Source organism: Aromatoleum sp., from assembly GCF_032027225.1.
Lineage (GTDB): Bacteria > Pseudomonadota > Gammaproteobacteria > Burkholderiales > Rhodocyclaceae > Aromatoleum.
Genome location: NZ_JAVSMM010000010.1, coordinates 110,540 through 127,603 on the forward strand (window position 1 = coordinate 110,540; position 17,064 = coordinate 127,603).

Here is a 17,064-nt window from a genome sequence, read left to right on the forward strand (position 1 = left end):
GGCGAATCATACCGACGGCTACCGGGAGCGAAAATACCGTGATCTTTGTACTTGATTTACTGATTCCGGTATTTGGGCAATGCGGGTGCTCAGTTCTCGGTATCGAAGCGGCGAACCGGTTTGAGGAGGAAGCGCCCGGGGTCGAGCGCGTCGACCAGGTCGCGTTCGAGCGGCAGCGGATCGCCGTCGAGTTCGCTCGCGAGAAGCTCGCCGGCGAGACTGGCCCAGACGAGTCCGCGCGCACCGAAGCCGCTCACCGCGTATAGGCCGGGCAGGCGCGGGATCGCGGCCAGCGGCGTTTCGCGACTTGGGGGCGAATCCGGCGTGCCCGCAGGAACCGCGCCGATCATCGGCAGCCGATCGGGGGATGCGGGGCGAAAGCCGACTCGACCGCCGATGTCGCCGGGGGCGAGACCTGCCGCGTAGCCGGGAAGGATGAAATCGAGCTTCGCCAGGTTCTCGCGATGGTCCCCGTCGCGCAATGCCGGCTCTTCGTCGTTCATCGCGAAAGTCGCGCCCGCGCTGCGAATTCCGTCGACCGACGGGCTCACATAGCCGAGCCGGCAAACGACGATGTCCGGGGCGCTTCCGCTCGCGGCGGGGAGATGGGTCACCTGGCCGCGTGCGGCGCGAACCGGTAGCGCGCGCGCTTCGGGGACGGCGGTGATCGCAGCGCCATTCGCGAGGATCGCGACGGGCGCGCTGGCGATCGGATTCCCTTCGTCGTCGAAGGCCGTCCAGCCGTCCCCGGCGGGTTCGATGCGCTGCATCCGCCGTCCGAAGTGGGTCCGGATGCGCTCCGGCCAGGCGGCGAGGTTCGCCGCGCACAGGGTCGGAGGACTTACCCAGGCGCCTTGCGGAAACCACCAGCCGCCGAGCGGCAATGGCCAGCCTGCGAGCGCCGAGGCTTCGTCGCGATCGACGAAGCGCAGGAATTCGGCCGGCGGCTGCTGCGCTTCCACGACGCGCCGCTGCTTGCCTTCATGGACAGGATCGCGGGCGAGGTGCAGCACGCCGCACGCGTCCCATCGCACCGGTAGCCCGAGATCGCTGAGGTGCCGCAGATGATGCAGCCCATACAGTGCGCCGGCACGGGTGATTCGCGCGAGGCGGTTGTCGTCGAGGCTCGGCAGCGGCCGAAGCACGCCGGTGAGATTCCCCGACGCCCCTTGTCCGGGTCCGGCCGCCTCGTCGATCACGTCGACGCGCCAGCCTCGTGCAGCGAGACGTTCGGCGACGCTCGTGCCGGCGAGTCCCGCGCCGATGACGATCGCGTGACGCGCGCCGCGGCGGGATGGGGCGTCAGCTTGCAGGGAGGCGTTCGTCGCACGTTGGCCGCGGCACATCTCGCGTTTGCCGCCGAAACCCTCGATTTTTTCGCAGTCGAAGCCGGCTTGCGCGAGCCCGCGACGCACCGCTCCGGAGACCGACCAGGTCGCGAGCGTCGCGTCGGGCGACGCCAGCCGGCCGAGTTCCGCGAGCAATGCGTCCGACCAAAGTTCGGGATTGCGCGCCGGCGAGAAGCCGTCGAGATAGAACGCGTCGGCGCGGCAGCGAAGTTGTGGCAGCAGATCGCGCGCGTCGCCGAAGAGCAGCGTCAGGACGACGCAGCCGTCGTCGAGGTGCAGGCGGTGGACGCCGGGCGTCAGCGGCGGCCACTGCGCGCGCAGTTCATCGGCAAGCGCTCCGAGCTCGGGCCAGCGCGCGTGCAGCGTCGCGAGGTCGTTGCGCGTGAATGGATGGAGCTCCGCGGAGACGAAGTGCAGGCGTCCGCACCGTTCGGGATCGGCGCGCCACGCAGACCATGTCGCGAGAAAGTTCAGCCCGAGGCCGAAGCCGGTCTCGACGATCGTGAAGCGCTCACGATGTCGCAAGCGCTCGGGCAGACCGTTGCCGCCGAGGAACACGAAGCGCGCCTGGTCGAGGCCGCCGTCGCGGGTGTGGTACACGTCGCCGAAGGCTTCGGAGCGCGGCGTGCCGTCATCGGAAAACGAAAGGCGGGCGGGTTCGATCGGCACGGCGGGGCTCCGGAAACGACGAGGCGCCTTTCGGCGCCTCGATTGCAGCAGCGGTGGCCGGGTGTCACTCCGGTCGCATTTGCGGGAAGAGGATCACGTCGCGGATGCTCGGGCTGTCGGTCAGCAGCATGACGAGACGGTCGATGCCGATGCCGCAGCCGCCGGTCGGCGGCAAGCCGTATTCGAGCGCGCGGATGTAGTCGGCGTCGAAGAACATCGCTTCCTCGTCGCCGGCTTCCTTCGCCTTGACCTGCTCGAGGAAGCGCGCGGCCTGGTCTTCTGGGTCGTTCAGCTCGGAGAAGCCGTTCGCGATCTCGCGGCCGACGATGAAGAGTTCGAACCGTTCGGTGATCTCCGGGTTCGCGTCGTTGCGGCGCGCGAGCGGCGACACTTCGGCGGGGTAGTCGACGATGAAGGTCGGCTCCCACAGCTCGGCCTCGGTGGTCTCCTCGAACAGCATCAGCTGCAGCGACCCCAGCCCGGCGCCGGCCCGCGGGGCGGCCTTCAGGTCGGCGAGCTTCGCCCGCAGCCAGTCGGCGTCGTTCAGCTGCGCGATCGAGAAACCCGGCTGGTATTTGTGGATCGCCTCGACGATCGTCAGTCGCGCGAACGGCTTCGAAAGATCGAGTTCGCGTCCCTGGTAGACGAACACCTCGGTACCGAGCGCTTCGCGCGCGGCCTGACGCAGCAGGCCTTCGGTGAAGTTCATCAGGCTCTTGTAGTTCGCGTACGCCTCGTAGAACTCCATCATCGTGAACTCGGGGTTGTGCCGCGGACTCAGCCCCTCGTTGCGGAAGTTGCGGTTCACCTCGAAAACCTTCTCGAAGCCGCCGACGACGAGGCGCTTGAGGTAGAGCTCCGGCGCGATGCGCAGGAAGAGCTCCATGTCGAGCGCGTTGTGATGGGTCGTGAAAGGTTTGGCCGCAGCGCCGCCCGGGATCGGGTGCATCATCGGCGTTTCGACTTCGAGGAAGCCGTGGCTGACCATGTAGTTGCGGATTGACTGCACCATGCGGCTGCGGGCGACGAACGTGAAGCGCGCCTGCTCGTTCATGATCAGGTCGACGTGGCGCTGGCGGTACTTCTGCTCGACGTCGGTCAGGCCGTGGAACTTGTCGGGCAGCGGCCGCAGGCTCTTCGTCAGCAGCCGGATTTCGTTCGTCTTGACGGACAGTTCGCCGGTTCGAGTCTTGAACAGCGTGCCCACCGCGCCGACGATGTCGCCGATGTCCCAGTGCTTGAAATCGGCATAGACCTCGTCGCCGACCGCGTCGCGCGTGACGTACAACTGGATCTGGCCGGACAGGTCCTGGATCGTCACGAAGCTCGCCTTGCCCATCACGCGCTTGAGCATGACGCGGCCCGCGACCTTCACTTCGATCGCCGTCGCTTCGAGTTCTTCCCCTTCCTTGTCGCCGTAGAGTTCGTCGAGCTTGCCGGCGGTGTTCTCGCGCGAGAAGTCGTTGGGAAAGGCGCGACCCGACGCGCGCCAGGCCGCCAGTTTCTCGCGCCGCTCGGCCATGAGGTGGTTCTCGTCCTGCGGGGCGGCGGGGCTATTGTTCTGGTCGCTCATGGCTGGGTCGGGGAAAGAAAAGAAAGAATTGTGGCATGCGCAGGCGAGGCCGGCAAATGCGGGGCGTGCGCAGACCGCCTTGCGCGAGGCGGGTTTCGAGCACTTTTTCGCCCGCCCGGGAGCTATCTGTTCTGCTCGGGCAGAACGATATTGACTTCGAGGACTTCGACGTTGTCCTGCTTGTCGAGATGCACCTTGATGTCATCGGCATTAACCGACACGTATTTCGAGATCACTTCGATCAGCTCGCGCTGAAGGGCGGGCAGGAAATCGGCCGTCGGTCCGCCGCCGCTGCGCTCGTGCGCGATCAGCAGTGACAGGCGGTTCTTCGCGATCTCGGCACTCTTCTTCTTCTCGCCGAAGAGGCGGGCAAGAAACGACATGTCACTTGCCTCCGAAGAGGCGCTTGATCAGCCCCGGCTTTTCGTAATTGACGAAGCGCAGGCTGCGCTCCTCGCCGAGGAAGCGCGCGACGACGTCCGAATACGCCTCGGCGACGTCCGTACCCTTCAGATGGATCGCCGGCGTGCCCTGGTTCGACGCCTGCAGGACCGATTCGGACTCCGGGATCACGCCGATCAGCGGTACCCGCAGCAGCTCCTGCACGTCCTTGTACGACAGCATCTCGCCTTCATCGACGCGTTTCGGCGAATAGCGGGTCACGAGCAGGTGCTCCTTGACCGCTTCTTTTCCCTCGGCCGCGCGCCGCGACTTCGACTGCAGGATGCCGAGGATGCGGTCCGAGTCGCGCACCGAAGAGACTTCCGGGTTCGTCGTCACGATCGCCTCGTCGGCAAACGTCAGCGCCAGCACCGCGCCGCGCTCGATGCCGGCCGGGGAGTCGCAGACGACGTAGTCGAAGCCCATGTGGGCGAGCTCGGCGAGCACTTTCTCGACGCCTTCCTCGGTGAGCGCGTCCTTGTCGCGGGCCTGGGAGGCGGGCAGCACGAACAGGTTCTCGCAGTGCTTGTCCTTGATCAATGCCTGGTTGAGCTTCGCTTCGCCGTTGATGACGTTGACGAAGTCATACACGACGCGGCGCTCGCAGCCCATGATCAGGTCGAGGTTGCGCAGCCCGACGTCGAAGTCGATGACCGCGGTCTTGAAGCCGCGCAGTGCGAGCCCGGAAGAAAATGCCGCGCTGGTGGTGGTCTTGCCCACGCCACCTTTGCCTGATGTCACGACGACGACTCGAGTCACGGTTTGCCCTTTTTTCTGAAGATTGTGCCGCGCTCAGTCGAGCTGCAGCGGTTCGATGTCAAGTTTGTGTTCGGTGCCGGCCGTGAGCAGGCGGACATGCACGGTGCGGCCGGCGACGGCGGCCGGAACGCCCTGCTCGAAAGTGCGATAGACGCCGGCGATCGAGACGATCTCCGGGCCGAAATTCGTCGAGATGATGCGGGCCGCGGCGTTGCCTTGTGCGCCGGCGAGCGCCCGTCCGCGCAGCGGGCCGTAACAGTGGATGCTGCCATCGGCGATCACTTCGGCGCCGTTACTCATGCCCGCGAGCAGCACGATGTCGCCGCCGCGCGCGTACACCTGCTGGCCGGAGCGCAGCGGGCGATCGATGAAGAGCGTGTCGGCCGGGAACGCGGGCGCGGCGGCCGGTGCGGGTTCGGGGCGGACTTCCGGAACGGGTTGCGGCATCGGGCGGGGCACGTCCTGCCGTTCGCCGAGCTCGGCACCGTCCAGAATCGCAAGTCCCGCCTGGCGCGCTTTCGCCGCAAGCTCCTGCGGAAGATTGCGCACGCCCATCGGCTGCAGCTGGTAGCGGCGCAGCAGGCTCGTCAGGCCGGGCCAGTCGATGCGTGACGGGAATTCGGTGAGCGCGCCGAAATCGAGGACCGCCGCTTCACCGCTGAAAAAGTCGGGCATGCCCCCGAGCATCATGTGCAGCGCGTCCGCGAGCTTCGGGGGCTCGGTTTCGCGCAGCACCGCGACAGTCGCGCCGAGTGTTGCATTGCGGAACTCGATCGGGCGAGCAGCGGGCGGAACGGCGGACATGGACGGGGCAATCCTAAAAGGCTCGAAGTCTAATGACGCAGAGGGATTCGGGCAAGGCTCGGCGCCGATGGTAACGCCGTGCCGCCGCTCGGCGGGGCACGGATGCCGGCGCTGCGAGGGGGGCGTGCCGGAACGTGTCGCGAAATCTTCAGTGCAGGGAAGGCGGCGTGCCCAGGTCGGGATGGGAGGCGAACAGCGCGTCGATCTCGCCGGGTTCGAAACGGTAGTCGTGATTCGACAGGTCGTCGCGCACGACGAGTTCGCCGTGCTCGGCGTAGATGCGCCGCACTTCGGCCTCGCCGAGGCTGCGCAGCATGCCGATGACCTTGTCACGGTCGGGCGGAAAGTCGTGGATCACCGGGCGCGGGTCGAAGAGGCGCACGTTTTCTTCCGCGAAGAGACGGCCGAGCAGGATTTCCGCAGGCAGATCGAGGAGTTCGTCCGCCCGCACCGTCTGCGCGAGCTGATGCACGCGCGACCAGCCGTCTTCGTCGCGCAGATCGGCGCCCGGGAGTTTCTGCAGGAACAGGCCGGCTGCGGCGCGCTCATTGCACTCGAGCCACAAGCCGGCGGGCTGCTGTTCGGACTGGACCAGATAGTGCTCGAAGGTCGCGGCGATGCTGTCGCCGTCGAGCGGCACGAGGCTGCGGTATGGCTGCTCCATCCCCGCGACGTCGAGCGTCAGCTGCAGGATGCCGTCGCCGATGAGGTTCGACAGGCCCCCCTCCGCGGGGAGCGGTGCGTCGTCGTCGAGACCGGCGAAGCCGCGCAGGTTCAGCGCTTCGTTGCAGTCCACGACGAGCAGCCGGACCGGCCCGTGGCCCTGGATCTGGAACGTCAGGCGGCCGTTCTGCTTCAGGTTCGCCGCGATCAGCGCCGACACCGCGCTCATCTCGCCAAGGAGGCGGGCGACTTCGGCCGGATAGTCCCGGCCCGTCTGCAGCGCCCGCCAGACGTCATCGAGACGCACGACGGCGCCGCGGATGTCGAGGTCTTCCAGCAGGAAGCGGCGAACGTAGCTGGGTTCTGCTTTCATGCCGATGCTCCGGAAATGCCGAATAGCGCCCCGAGTCGCGTGGGGTCGAAGCCGGCAAGGATTTCGCCCTCCGTGGTCTCGACGACGGGACGACGGATCAGGCTCGTATGCGCGGCCATCAGTGCGACCGCTTCATCCGCGTCCGCGACCGCCTGTTGGGACGGGTCGAGCTTGCGCCACGTCGTCCCGCGCGTATTGACCAGCGCCTGCCACCCGAGTTTGTCGCACCAGCGCGCGAGGAGTTCGGGCGAGATGCCGGATTTGCGGTAATCGTGAAACGTATAGGCGACGCCGTTCGCCTCGAACCAGGCGAAGGTCTTCTTCATCGTGTCGCAATTCTTGATGCCGTAGATCGTCGCGGTCATCGTGTTTCCGTCCTATTTGCGCAGCGCGCGCGCGAGTGCGTCGGCCATCGCGCCGCCCGCGGTGCTGCCGCGGCTGTCGTTATGCCCTTCGCTGCCGTTGCGCCGCGGCTGGGATGAAGTCTTCGAATCGTTTCGCCCGCGCGCGCCCTGGGGCGCTGCAGCACCCGCCGCCCGAGCAGGCTCGTCGCCCATCCGCATCGTCAACGCGATGCGCTTGCGCGGAAGATCGACCTCCAGCACCTTGACCTTCACGACCTGGCCCGCCTTGACGACGCTGTGCGGATCCTTGACGAAACGGTCGGCGAGCGCGGAGATATGGACCAGGCCGTCCTGATGGACGCCGATGTCGACGAAAGCGCCGAAGTTCGTAACGTTCGTGACCGTGCCTTCGAGCATCATGCCCGGCGCCAGATCCTTGAGCGTCTCGACGCCTTCGCGGAAAGTCGCGGTGCGAAACTCGGGGCGCGGATCGCGGCCCGGCTTTTCGAGTTCGGCGAGGATGTCCTGCACGGTCGGCAGGCCGAAGCGTTCGTCGGTGAAATCGGCGGGGCGGAGCGATTTCAGGAAGGCGGCGTTCCCCATCAATTCGCGCACGTTGCGCGCGACCTTCGCGAGGATGCGCTCGACGACCGGATAGGCTTCCGGGTGCACCGAGGACGCGTCGAGCGGATTGTCGCCGCTGGGGATGCGCAAGAAGCCGGCGGCCTGTTCGAAGGTCTTCGCGCCGAGGCGCGGGACGGCCTTCAACGCGTCCCGGCTGCGGAACGGACCGTTGGCATTGCGGAACTCGACGATGTTGCCGGCGAGCGTCGCATTCAAACCGGAAATCCGCGCGAGCAGCGCTGCCGACGCGGTGTTCACGTCGACGCCGACCGCGTTCACGCAGTCCTCGACGACCGCGTCGAGGCTCTTCGCGAGGCGCGACTGATTGACGTCGTGCTGGTACTGGCCGACGCCGATCGACTTCGGGTCGATCTTCACGAGTTCGGCGAGCGGGTCCTGCAGGCGCCGGGCGATCGACACCGCGCCGCGCAGCGACACGTCGAGATCCGGAAATTCGCGCGCGGCGAGCTCGGACGCCGAATAGACCGACGCGCCGGCCTCGGACACGGTGACGCGCGTGAGGCGCAGTTGCGGCAAGGCCTCCATCAGGTCCGCGACGAGCTTGTCGGTCTCGCGCGACGCGGTGCCGTTGCCGATCGCGACGAGATCGACGCCGTGCTTCTTCGCGAGTGCGGCGAGTGTTGCGAGCGAGCCGTCGACGTCGCGGCGCGGCTCGAACGGATAGACCGTCGCGGTCTCGACGAGCTTGCCGGTCGGGTCGATGACCGCGACTTTCACGCCGGTGCGGATCCCCGGGTCGAGTCCCATCGTGCAGCGCGCTCCGGCCGGCGCCGCGAGGAGCAGGTCCTTGAGGTTGCGCGCGAACACGCGGATGGCTTCCTCCTCGGCGCGCTCGCGCAGCTCGTTCATCAGTTCGAGCTCGAGGTGCAGCGAGATCTTGACGTTCCACGCCCAGCGGACGCTCTCGCGCAGCCAGCGGTCCGCGGGACGGCCTTCGTCGCGGACGCGGAAACGGGCGGCGATGCGCGTCTCGCAGGGGTGAGGGGCGTCGGGGTCCGGCTGGTCGACGGTCAGCGCGAGCCGCAGCATGCCTTCGTTGCGACCACGCAGCAGCGCGAGCGCGCGATGCGACGGCAGCGTCGCGATCGGCTCGCGGAAGTCGAACCAGTCGCGGAATTTCGCGCCCTCGGTTTCCTTGCCTTCGACGACCGTCGACGCAACGACGCCCTTGTCGTGCAGCCACTCGCGCAGCTCGCCGAGCAGTTCGGCGTCCTCGGCGAAGCGCTCGATGAGAATCTGGCGCGCCCCGTCGAGCACGCTTTTCGTGTCGGCGAAGCCGGCCTCGGCGTTGAGGTAGGCGGCCGCCTCGGCCTCCGGATTCAGCGTCGGGTCGGCGAGGAGGGCGGTGGCGAGCGGCTCGATGCCGGCCTCGCGCGCGATCTGCGCTTTCGTGCGCCGCTTCTGCTTGTACGGCAGGTAGAGGTCTTCGAGGCGCTGCTTCGTCTCGGCCGAGAGGACGTCGGCCTTCAGCGCGTCGGTGAGCTTGCCCTGCTCGGCGATCGAATTCAGCACCGCGGCGCGGCGGTCTTCCAACTCGCGCAGATAGCCGAGCCGCTCTTCGAGGTTGCGCAGCTGCGTGTCGTCGAGGCCGCCGGTCACTTCCTTGCGGTAGCGGGCGATGAACGGGACGGTTGCGCCTTCATCGAGGAGCTGGATCGCGGCGACGACCTGGCGGGGTTGGGCGGCGAGTTCGGTGGCGATGCGGTGTTCGATCGGCGGGAGCATGGGCGATGGTTGAGGCGCGGGGTCCGGCTCGGCAGGGAAAAGGTCCGGATGGTGCATTAATCGGGGAGGCGCGGGCAAGAGCGGGTTTCTCGGAAGGCGCGGTTGGCGTGAAGCGGCGCCAGCGTTCCGATACGTGCCTCGCGTCGGCGTTCGACGGAAAAAACCGAGCAGGGTGCCGGGGCGGCGTCGAGCCCCGCCGACGTCCGTCGCTCAGAGCGCGATCAGGCTCTGCCGTCCGACCCAATCCTCGCCCGCGTCGAGTTCGATACGATGCCGCACGGCGGCGGCTTCGACGCAGAGCATGTGGCGGAAGCCGTTCGCCGGCATGTCGGGGAGTTCCGCGCAGCGCTGCTCCCACGGATTCCAGACGACGACATCGGGGAAGCCTTCCGCATTGATGCCGAGGCTGCGGCCGTCGTCGAGCAGCAGCAGCGGGCGCTTCACGTCGTGATACACGCGGTCGGTTTCCTCTCCGACGACGAGGACGTCCCCGCTGTCGTGCTTGAGGCGGTCGTGGCCGGCCGCATCGCGATACTCGTGCCCGTACAGGCCTTCGAGCCGGGCGTTTTCCACCTCGTGCACGCGCAGGTAGGTGTGCAGCGCGGCGGTGAAGGCGAACGGCGCGTGGCCGGTGTTCGTGACTTCGAATTCGATGTCGAGACGCTCGCCTTCGATGACGACCGTGAGTTCGGCCATGAAATTTTGCGGCCAGATCGCCCAGCTGTCGTCGTCTTCGGTTAGCCGCAGCGTCGCGAGCGCATAGTCGTCCTCGACGCGACGCTCGGCCACCGACCAGTTCCGCGTGCGTGCGATGCCGTGCTTGGGCAACCGGCCGAGCGCGCCGAACTGCGGAAAGCACACCGGAATTCCGCCGCGCACCGGGGTGTCGGTGTCGAAGCGCGCGGCGGGACTGAGATAAAGGCGCTCGTCGCCACCGGCCGGCGACCATGACAAGACCTGCGCGCCGAACGGCGACACGACCGCGCGGGCGCCATTCGGGGTCTCGAGGAAGAGCGCCGGGCGGCCGTGGAAAACCTTCGTTTCGATCGAGGACGGCATCGGCGCTCAGTCCTGCAGCGGCAGCACGCCGAGCTTCACGGTGTTGTCTTCCGGATCGTTCGACAGCTGGAAGCCGAGACCCTGCACGAATTTGAGCATCCGCTCGTTGTTCGCGAGGAACACGCCGTTCATGTACATGATGCCCTTGTTGCGCGCGGTCTCGATCAGCACGCCCATCAGCTTGCGCGCGAGGCCGCGATGCTGCCATTCGTCGGCGACGACGACCGCGAACTCGCACGACTCGCCGTCCGGATTGACCGCGTAGCGGCAGACGCCGATCTCGATCTCCCGACCGTCCTCCTGAATCGTCGCGAGGAAGGCCATCTCGCGGTCGTAGTCGATCTGCGTCAGCCGCGCGACCATCGCCGGCGGCAGTTCGCGCATCGTATTCATGAAGCGGTAGTACTTCGTCTCCGCCGACAGCTTGCGCACGAACTCGACTTCGAGGTCCGCGTCTTCGGGCTTGATCGGTCGGATCGTGACTTCGACCGCGTCGTAATGCCACTTCGTGATCAGCTGCGACGGGTACGGATGGATCGCCATGTGCGCGTAGCGATCGACCGACGGCGAGACGTTCTCGACGGTCACGCGCGCGTCGACCGCGACCGCTCCGTTCTCGTCGATGATCAGCGGGTTTATCTCGAGTTCGGTGATCCACGGCAATTCGCAGATCATCTCGGACACGCGCAGCAGCACGAATTCGAGGGATTCCATGTCGACCGGCGGCATCGTGCGGAACTCGCCGAGCAGCATCGACACCCGCGACGAGCGGATCAGGTCGCGCACGAGGTAATTGTTCAGCGGCGGCAGCGCGACTTCGAGGTCGCGGTTCGCGACGACGCGGTTGCCGCCCTCGCCGAAGGTGATCACCGGGCCGAACACCGCGTCGCGCTTGACGCCGACGACCAGCTCGCGGCCATTGCGCTTGAGGATCATCGGTTCGATCGCGACGCCGTTGATCGCGGCGGCCGGCTTGTTCTTGCGGACTTCCTCGAGAATTTCCTGGTACGCGGTGCGTACCGCGGCGAGGCTGCCGAGGTTCAGGCGTACGCCGCCCGAATCCGCCTTGTGGATGATCGACGGCGAGTCGATCTTCATCACGACCGGCAGGCCGATTTCCTCGGCGAGCACCATCGCCTCGGTCGCCGAGCGCGCGATGACGGTCTGCGCGATCGGGATGCGGAAAGCGGCGAGCAGCGCCTTCGATTCCATCTCGTTGAGCACGCGGCGCCGCTCGGCGAGCGCGGTCTCGATGACGAGGCGGGCGCTCTCGACGCTCGGCGGATTCAGATGCGAGAGCGACGCCGGCGTCTGCATCAGCAGCTTCTGGTTGCGGTAGTACGCCGAGATATGGCTGAAGAGTTCGACTGCCGGCTCGGGCGTGCGGAAGGTCGGAATGCCCGCGGCCTCGAACGCCTTGCGGCCTTCGCGCACGAGTTCCTCGCCCATCCAGCAGGTGACGACCGGCTTGTCGGCGTTCTTCTCGAGTTCGACGACGGCCTGAGCGACCGCGGTCGGGTTCGTGTTCGCCTGCGGCGTCAGCATCACCAGCACGCCGTCGACGTTCGGACCTTCGAGCACGGTCTGGACCGTCTTGCGGTAGCGCTCGACGTCCGCGTCGCCGAGGATGTCGACCGGGTTGCCGTGGGACCAGCCCGACGGTAGCGACGCGTTGAGCTTCTCCATCGTGCCTTCGGTAAACTCCGACAGCGGAATGCCGAGGTCGGCTGCACGGTCGGCCGCCATGACGCCCGGCCCGCCGCCGTTGGTGACGATCGCGAGCCGGTTGCCGCGCGGGCGAAAGTGCGAGAACAGCGCGTTCGCGGCCGCGAAAAGCTGACCCATGTTGTACAGGCGTATGACACCCGCGCGCCGCAGCGCAGCATCGAAGACCGCATCGTTGCCGCTCATCGAACCCGAATGCGAGCGAATCGCGCGCGACACGTCGGGGTGGCGGCCGACTTTGATCAGCAGCACCGGCTTCACGCGGGCGGCGCCGCGCAGCGCGCTCATGAAGCGGCGCGCGTCGCGGATGCCTTCGACGTACATGATGATGCTCTCGGTACGCGGGTCCGAGATCATGTATTCGAGGACTTCGCCGAAGTCGATGTCGCTCGACGAGCCGAGCGAGACGACTGCCGAGAATCCGACCTTGTTTGGCTCGGCCCAGTCGAGGATCGACGTGCACAGTGCACCGGACTGCGAAATCAGGCCGATCGTCCCCTTGATCGCGCTGACGTGCGCGAAGGTCGCGTTGAGGCCGAGCACCGGGCGCATGATGCCGAGGCAGTTCGGGCCCAGCAGGCGGATGCGGTAGCGGCGCGCGGCTTCGACGACGTGACGTTCGAGCAGCGCTCCGCGCGGGCCGGTCTCCGAGAAACCGGCGGACATGATGATGATGGCCTTGACGCCGGCCCGCCCGCAGCTTTCGACGATCGACAGCACGCGGTCGGCGCGCACGGCGATGACGACGAGATCGAGCCGGTGGGGGACGTCTTCGACCGACTTGTAGCACGGCACGCCGAGGACGGCCTCGTGCTTCGGGTTGACGGCGAACAGCCGGCCGCGGAAGCCCGCGTTGAGCATGTTGCGGACGACGACGTTGCCGAGTGAGGATTCGCGTTCGCTGGCGCCGATGACGCCGACGGATTTCGGTTCGAGCAGGGGGCTGAGGTAGTGCTTTTCTTTCATGTTCGGTCGCCTGGATGAGGGGTCGAGCTGCGACTCCCGGCGGCACGCGGTTCAACGCACGCCGGCCTGCTGCTGCGAGCGGTGCTTCAGTGTGGCCGAAACTGCGCTCAGTGCAAGCTTACTGCAGTGCACCATGGCGCATTGTGACACAAGTCTCGGCGCGAGGAGATCGCGGCCCGGCGCGATGCGGAAAGAATTTGTACGAAAGCGGTTCATGACCGCTCAATGCCCGAGCGTGAAGTAGAAGCTGGCGCCCTCATTGGGCTTGGCAGTCGCCCATATCCGCCCGCCATGTCGCATGACGATGCGGTGCACGTTGGCGAGACCGATGCCGGTGCCCGGAAACTCGGAGCTGCCGTGCAGGCGGTGGAAAGGCCGGAAGAGCTTGTTCGCGAATGCCATGTCGAACCCGGCCCCGTTGTCGGTGATGCAGAACACCTGGCCGTCGCGGTTCGTTTCCGCCGACAGCGAGATGCGCGTCTCGTCGCGGCCCGCCGAGAACTTCCACGCGTTGCCGAGGAGATTCTCGAGCACGACCTGCATCAGGTTGCGGTCGGCCGTGACGATCAGGCCGGGGGCGATGTCGACCGCGACCTTCCGGTCGGGGTCCGCCGCGCGTAGTTCGTCGAGGATCTGCACGGCAAGCTCGGACAGATCGAAAGTCTCTTCGTGCAATTGTTGTCGCGCGAGCTGCGCGAGTTTCAGGAGATCGTCGATCGTCTGCGCCATGCGCTGGCTCGCCTTGCGGATACGCAGGATATGCCCGCGTGCTTCCTCATCGAGCCGGTCTGCGAGTTCGTCTTCGAGGATCGTCGCGAAACCCTCGATCGCGCGCAAGGGCGCGCGCAGATCGTGCGAAACCGAGTACGAAAAGGCTTCGAGTTCGCGGTTCGACGCCTCGAGTTCGGCCGTTCGCAGCTTCACGCGTGCTTCGAGCTCCTGGTTCAGGTTGCGCAAGGTCATTTCCGCGATTCTGCGCACCGTGACGTCGAACAGCGTGCCGACGAGGCCTTCGGGCTCGGCTGCGCCGCCCCGCTTGCTGACCGGGTGGGCCGTCGCCTCGATCCAGCGGGTTTCGCCGTTATGGGCGCGCAGACGGAACTGGCCCGCGTAGGCTGGTGCCGCACCGCTGATCACGCGCGCGAACTCGGTTACCACCGTACTCTGGTCGTCCGGGTGGATGTAGTCGACGATCGATGTCGTCAGCGTGTCACGCAGCGGGTGACCGAAGCTTCGCTCCCACGCCCGATTGAGAAAGGTGAATCGCGCGTTCGTGTCGGTCCGGAAGATAACTTCCTTGATCGATTCGATGACCTCCTGATAGCGGACCTGGTTTTCGCGCAGCGCGCGCTCGACCTCGACGTAGCGCGTGACGTCGCGGCCGAAGCCGTGATAGCCGACGAACAATGAGTCCACGAAAACCGGACCGCCGGTGAGTTCGAGATGCCGCCGCCCGCCGAGTCTGTCGTGCCGGGTGATTTCGAGTCGTACGGGTTCCCCCTGCGCGATGCTGCGGCGGTAGCGTTCCCAGGTCTCGGGGCTTGCCTCGCTGTCGATCTCCCACGGGCGGCGTCCGAGAAAATCGGCGGGGTCCATCATCGAGTGGTCGTGCAGGCCCGCAGTCAGATGAACATAGCGATGCTCGTCGTCGGTCTTCCACAACCAGTCTGAAGAAATATCCAGCAGCGCGACGAGATCGTCGGGGTCGAACCCCTCCAGGCGCTTTTCCGGGAGTCTTGCCGGCAGCAGAAGATTGTTGCGCAGAGTCGCCCGACAGCGCCAAGCCGCGAGCACGGCCGCCAGCGTTCCGACGAGGGCGATCATCCATGGCAGCGCGTGGGAGGCCTGCGGTGGCGGAGAGCCGGCGACAGCGATTCCGGGAGCGACCAGCGCACTCAGGGCCGAAGCCCAAGGCCGACAACGCCCGGGCAGGCGGAGCAAGGATCGGAGGAAGGCTTTCAAGTTTCGGTCGAACTCACGGCGGTTGTCGAAGTCCTTCCGGCGGATGGTAACCGCATTTTCGAAAGGGTAATTATCCGGGTTTACGGGGTTTTTGCTGCACTGCAGAAATGCGACGTTATTTTTGAAATCCATCCATCCCATTTACCGGCACCGCTCGGATGAGAAGCGGGGAGGCTAGAATCGGCCGGTCATATCGAACGGGCTCCATCATGTCTAACGAAATTCCGCCCAAGGGCGATATCGAAACGGGGTACATCGGCTTTCCGGCATGGGCCGGTGCGGTTCGACGCGATTCCCGGCGGAAACCGGCCGAAGCGGGGTGGCGATGACGGCGAGGTTTGGTGGCGGCTCGCTCGCGCCCTCCGCGTGGATCGTCCGCTTCGCGCCGCTGCTGCGCGCCGGCGGGGAGGTGCTCGACTTCGCATGCGGGGGCGGACGTCATGCGCGCTGGCTCGCGGAGCGGGGCTTTCGCGTCGAGGCCGTCGACCGGGATACGGGCGCGCTGGCTTCGCTGGCGACGGTCCCCGGCGTGCAGGTGCGGGAAGCCGATCTCGAGAACGGTCCGTGGCCATACGACGGGCGGCACTTCGACGGGATCGTGGTCACCAATTATCTTTTCCGGCCGCGCTTCGCGGCGCTGCTCGATTGCATCGTCCCCGGCGGCGTGCTGATCTACGAAACCTTCATGCTCGGCAACGAGCGTCACGGCAAACCGAGCAACCCGGATTTCCTGCTGCGTCCGGGAGAGCTCCTTGAGCGCTTGCACGACGGCTACCTGATCGTCGCATTCGAACAGGGCGAAGTGGCGCTACCGCGCCCGGCCGTCGTGCAGCGGGTGTGCGCGATCCGGCATCCGGCCGCAACGCCGCGTCTGCCTACCGGGCGGGAAGATCAGGGCTGAGAGGTTCAAATCGGGGGCTCGCAACCAGAGACGAGTCGCTCGCCGCCCAAATTTCGTCCGCCAGCGCGGCCACGCCCGCGGGTGACAGGTCGCCCGTCGAAAACGACGGCGCGTCCGGAAAGCGCGCGAAGTTCCGGTTCTGCGAGCGGTGATAGAGCGGATCGTAGTGCAGGTCGATGAACTCCCCGAACAGCGTCGGCAAGTCGTGAGCTTCGGCGAGCGCCTTCCAGCGTTCGATCGTCTCATTGCTCTGCAGCCCCTTCAGGAAGTCGATCTTCCGCTGCAGCTCGGAGACGTCGTCGCCGAGATAGGCATAGTCGCGGACGAGGAATTCGAGGCGGGCATCGCGCGTCGCGTCGATCGCGACGCACCGGCTCGCGCGCATCTTGACGATCAAGGCCTCCGGCACCTGGATGCGGCCGATCTTCCGGCTTTCCGCTTCGACGAAAACCGGACGCTCGGGATCGAAGCCGCGCAGCGTCTCGAACAACTCCGTCTCGAATGATTTTTGCGTCGGCTGCGGCCGGTCGGGCAGCGCCCCGAGCACCGACCCCTTGTGCGCCGCCAGCCCTTCGAGGTCGAGCACTTGCGCGCCGAGCCCCGCGAGCGCTTCGAGGATGCGTGTCTTGCCGCTGCCGGTCGCGCCACAGACGACGCGAAAATCGAAGCGCTGCGGCAGGGTTTCGAGCTCGGTGACGACCATCCGTCGCCAGCTCTTGTACCCGCCTTCGAGCTGGCACGCGTCCCAGCCGATCAGCCGCAACCAGGTCACGAACGATCCGCTGCGCTGTCCGCCCCGCCAGCAGTAAACGAGGGGGCGCCAGCCCTTCGGCTTGTCCTGGAAGCGCGTTCGCAGATGGTGCGCGATGTTCTCGGCGACCATAGCCGCGCCGATGCGTCGCGCCTCGAACGCGGACTGCTGCTTGTAGATCGTGCCGACGATCGCCCGCTGCTCGTTGTCGAGCACGGGGCAGCCGATCGCGCCGGGAATGCGATCTTCTTCGAATTCGGCGGGGCTGCGGGCGTCGATGATCTCGTCAAAGGCGGACAGCTGTGCTACGGTCGCGAGGCCTTTTTTCATGCTGGTTGCGGCGCCCGGCCGCGCC

The 17,064-nt window shown here is 66.6% G+C and carries 13 protein-coding genes; 1 reads left to right on the plus strand and 12 read right to left on the minus strand.

What is annotated here, in order from left to right; all coding sequences use genetic code 11:
- Positions 1-89: 89 nt before the first annotated feature.
- The 11 genes from mnmC to ROZ37_RS12745 form a co-directional block, all read right to left on the minus strand.
- Positions 90-2,018: a bifunctional tRNA (5-methylaminomethyl-2-thiouridine)(34)-methyltransferase MnmD/FAD-dependent 5-carboxymethylaminomethyl-2-thiouridine(34) oxidoreductase MnmC gene (gene mnmC / locus ROZ37_RS12695; protein ID WP_312659831.1), complete on the minus strand. Its 1,929-nt coding sequence runs from the start codon at positions 2,016-2,018 to the stop codon at positions 90-92.
- 64 nt (positions 2,019-2,082) lie between these two features.
- A complete protein-coding gene (gene lysS, locus ROZ37_RS12700) occupies positions 2,083-3,591 on the minus strand; it encodes a lysine--tRNA ligase (RefSeq protein ID WP_312659834.1) in 1,509 nt (502 codons plus the stop codon).
- Between the two features lie 122 nt (positions 3,592-3,713).
- Complete coding sequence (gene minE, locus ROZ37_RS12705) at positions 3,714-3,974, minus strand: cell division topological specificity factor MinE (protein WP_312659836.1); 261 nt, start codon at positions 3,972-3,974, stop codon at positions 3,714-3,716.
- 1 nt (position 3,975) lies between these two features.
- Positions 3,976-4,791 (minus strand): septum site-determining protein MinD, encoded by an 816-nt coding sequence (gene minD, locus ROZ37_RS12710; protein ID WP_312659838.1) that lies wholly within the window; start codon positions 4,789-4,791, stop codon positions 3,976-3,978.
- A 33-nt stretch (positions 4,792-4,824) separates the two neighbouring features.
- Positions 4,825-5,595 carry a septum site-determining protein MinC gene (minC, locus tag ROZ37_RS12715; RefSeq protein ID WP_312659840.1) on the minus strand — a complete coding sequence of 257 codons (771 nt, stop codon included), beginning with the start codon at positions 5,593-5,595 and terminating at the stop codon, positions 4,825-4,827.
- Positions 5,596-5,743: 148 nt separating this feature from the next.
- Positions 5,744-6,631 (minus strand): Hsp33 family molecular chaperone HslO, encoded by an 888-nt coding sequence (locus ROZ37_RS12720; protein ID WP_312659842.1) that lies wholly within the window; start codon positions 6,629-6,631, stop codon positions 5,744-5,746.
- Complete coding sequence (locus ROZ37_RS12725; RefSeq protein WP_312659843.1) at positions 6,628-6,996, minus strand: ArsC family reductase; 369 nt, start codon at positions 6,994-6,996, stop codon at positions 6,628-6,630. The genes ROZ37_RS12720 and ROZ37_RS12725 overlap by 4 nt, the downstream gene beginning before the upstream one ends.
- A 12-nt stretch (positions 6,997-7,008) precedes the next feature.
- Positions 7,009-9,345, minus strand: coding sequence for a Tex family protein (locus ROZ37_RS12730; RefSeq protein WP_312659845.1), 2,337 nt, complete (start codon positions 9,343-9,345; stop codon positions 7,009-7,011).
- A 210-nt stretch (positions 9,346-9,555) separates the two neighbouring features.
- A complete protein-coding gene (locus ROZ37_RS12735; RefSeq protein ID WP_312659846.1) occupies positions 9,556-10,404 on the minus strand; it encodes a D-hexose-6-phosphate mutarotase in 849 nt (282 codons plus the stop codon).
- 6 nt (positions 10,405-10,410) lie between these two features.
- A complete protein-coding gene (locus ROZ37_RS12740; protein WP_312659847.1) occupies positions 10,411-13,095 on the minus strand; it encodes a GNAT family N-acetyltransferase in 2,685 nt (894 codons plus the stop codon).
- A gap of 222 nt (positions 13,096-13,317) precedes the next feature.
- Positions 13,318-14,919 (minus strand): ATP-binding protein, encoded by a 1,602-nt coding sequence (locus ROZ37_RS12745; RefSeq protein WP_312659849.1) that lies wholly within the window; start codon positions 14,917-14,919, stop codon positions 13,318-13,320.
- Between the two features lie 463 nt (positions 14,920-15,382).
- Between ROZ37_RS12745 and ROZ37_RS12750 the strand changes: the two genes are divergently transcribed.
- Positions 15,383-15,958 (plus strand): class I SAM-dependent methyltransferase, encoded by a 576-nt coding sequence (locus ROZ37_RS12750; RefSeq protein ID WP_312659850.1) that lies wholly within the window; start codon positions 15,383-15,385, stop codon positions 15,956-15,958.
- Here the strand turns inward: ROZ37_RS12750 and mnmH are convergent.
- Entirely contained in the window at positions 15,933-17,039 is a 1,107-nt protein-coding gene (gene mnmH, locus ROZ37_RS12755; protein ID WP_312659851.1) for a tRNA 2-selenouridine(34) synthase MnmH, read from the minus strand. The genes ROZ37_RS12750 and mnmH overlap by 26 nt on opposite strands.
- Positions 17,040-17,064: the final 25 nt, after the last annotated feature.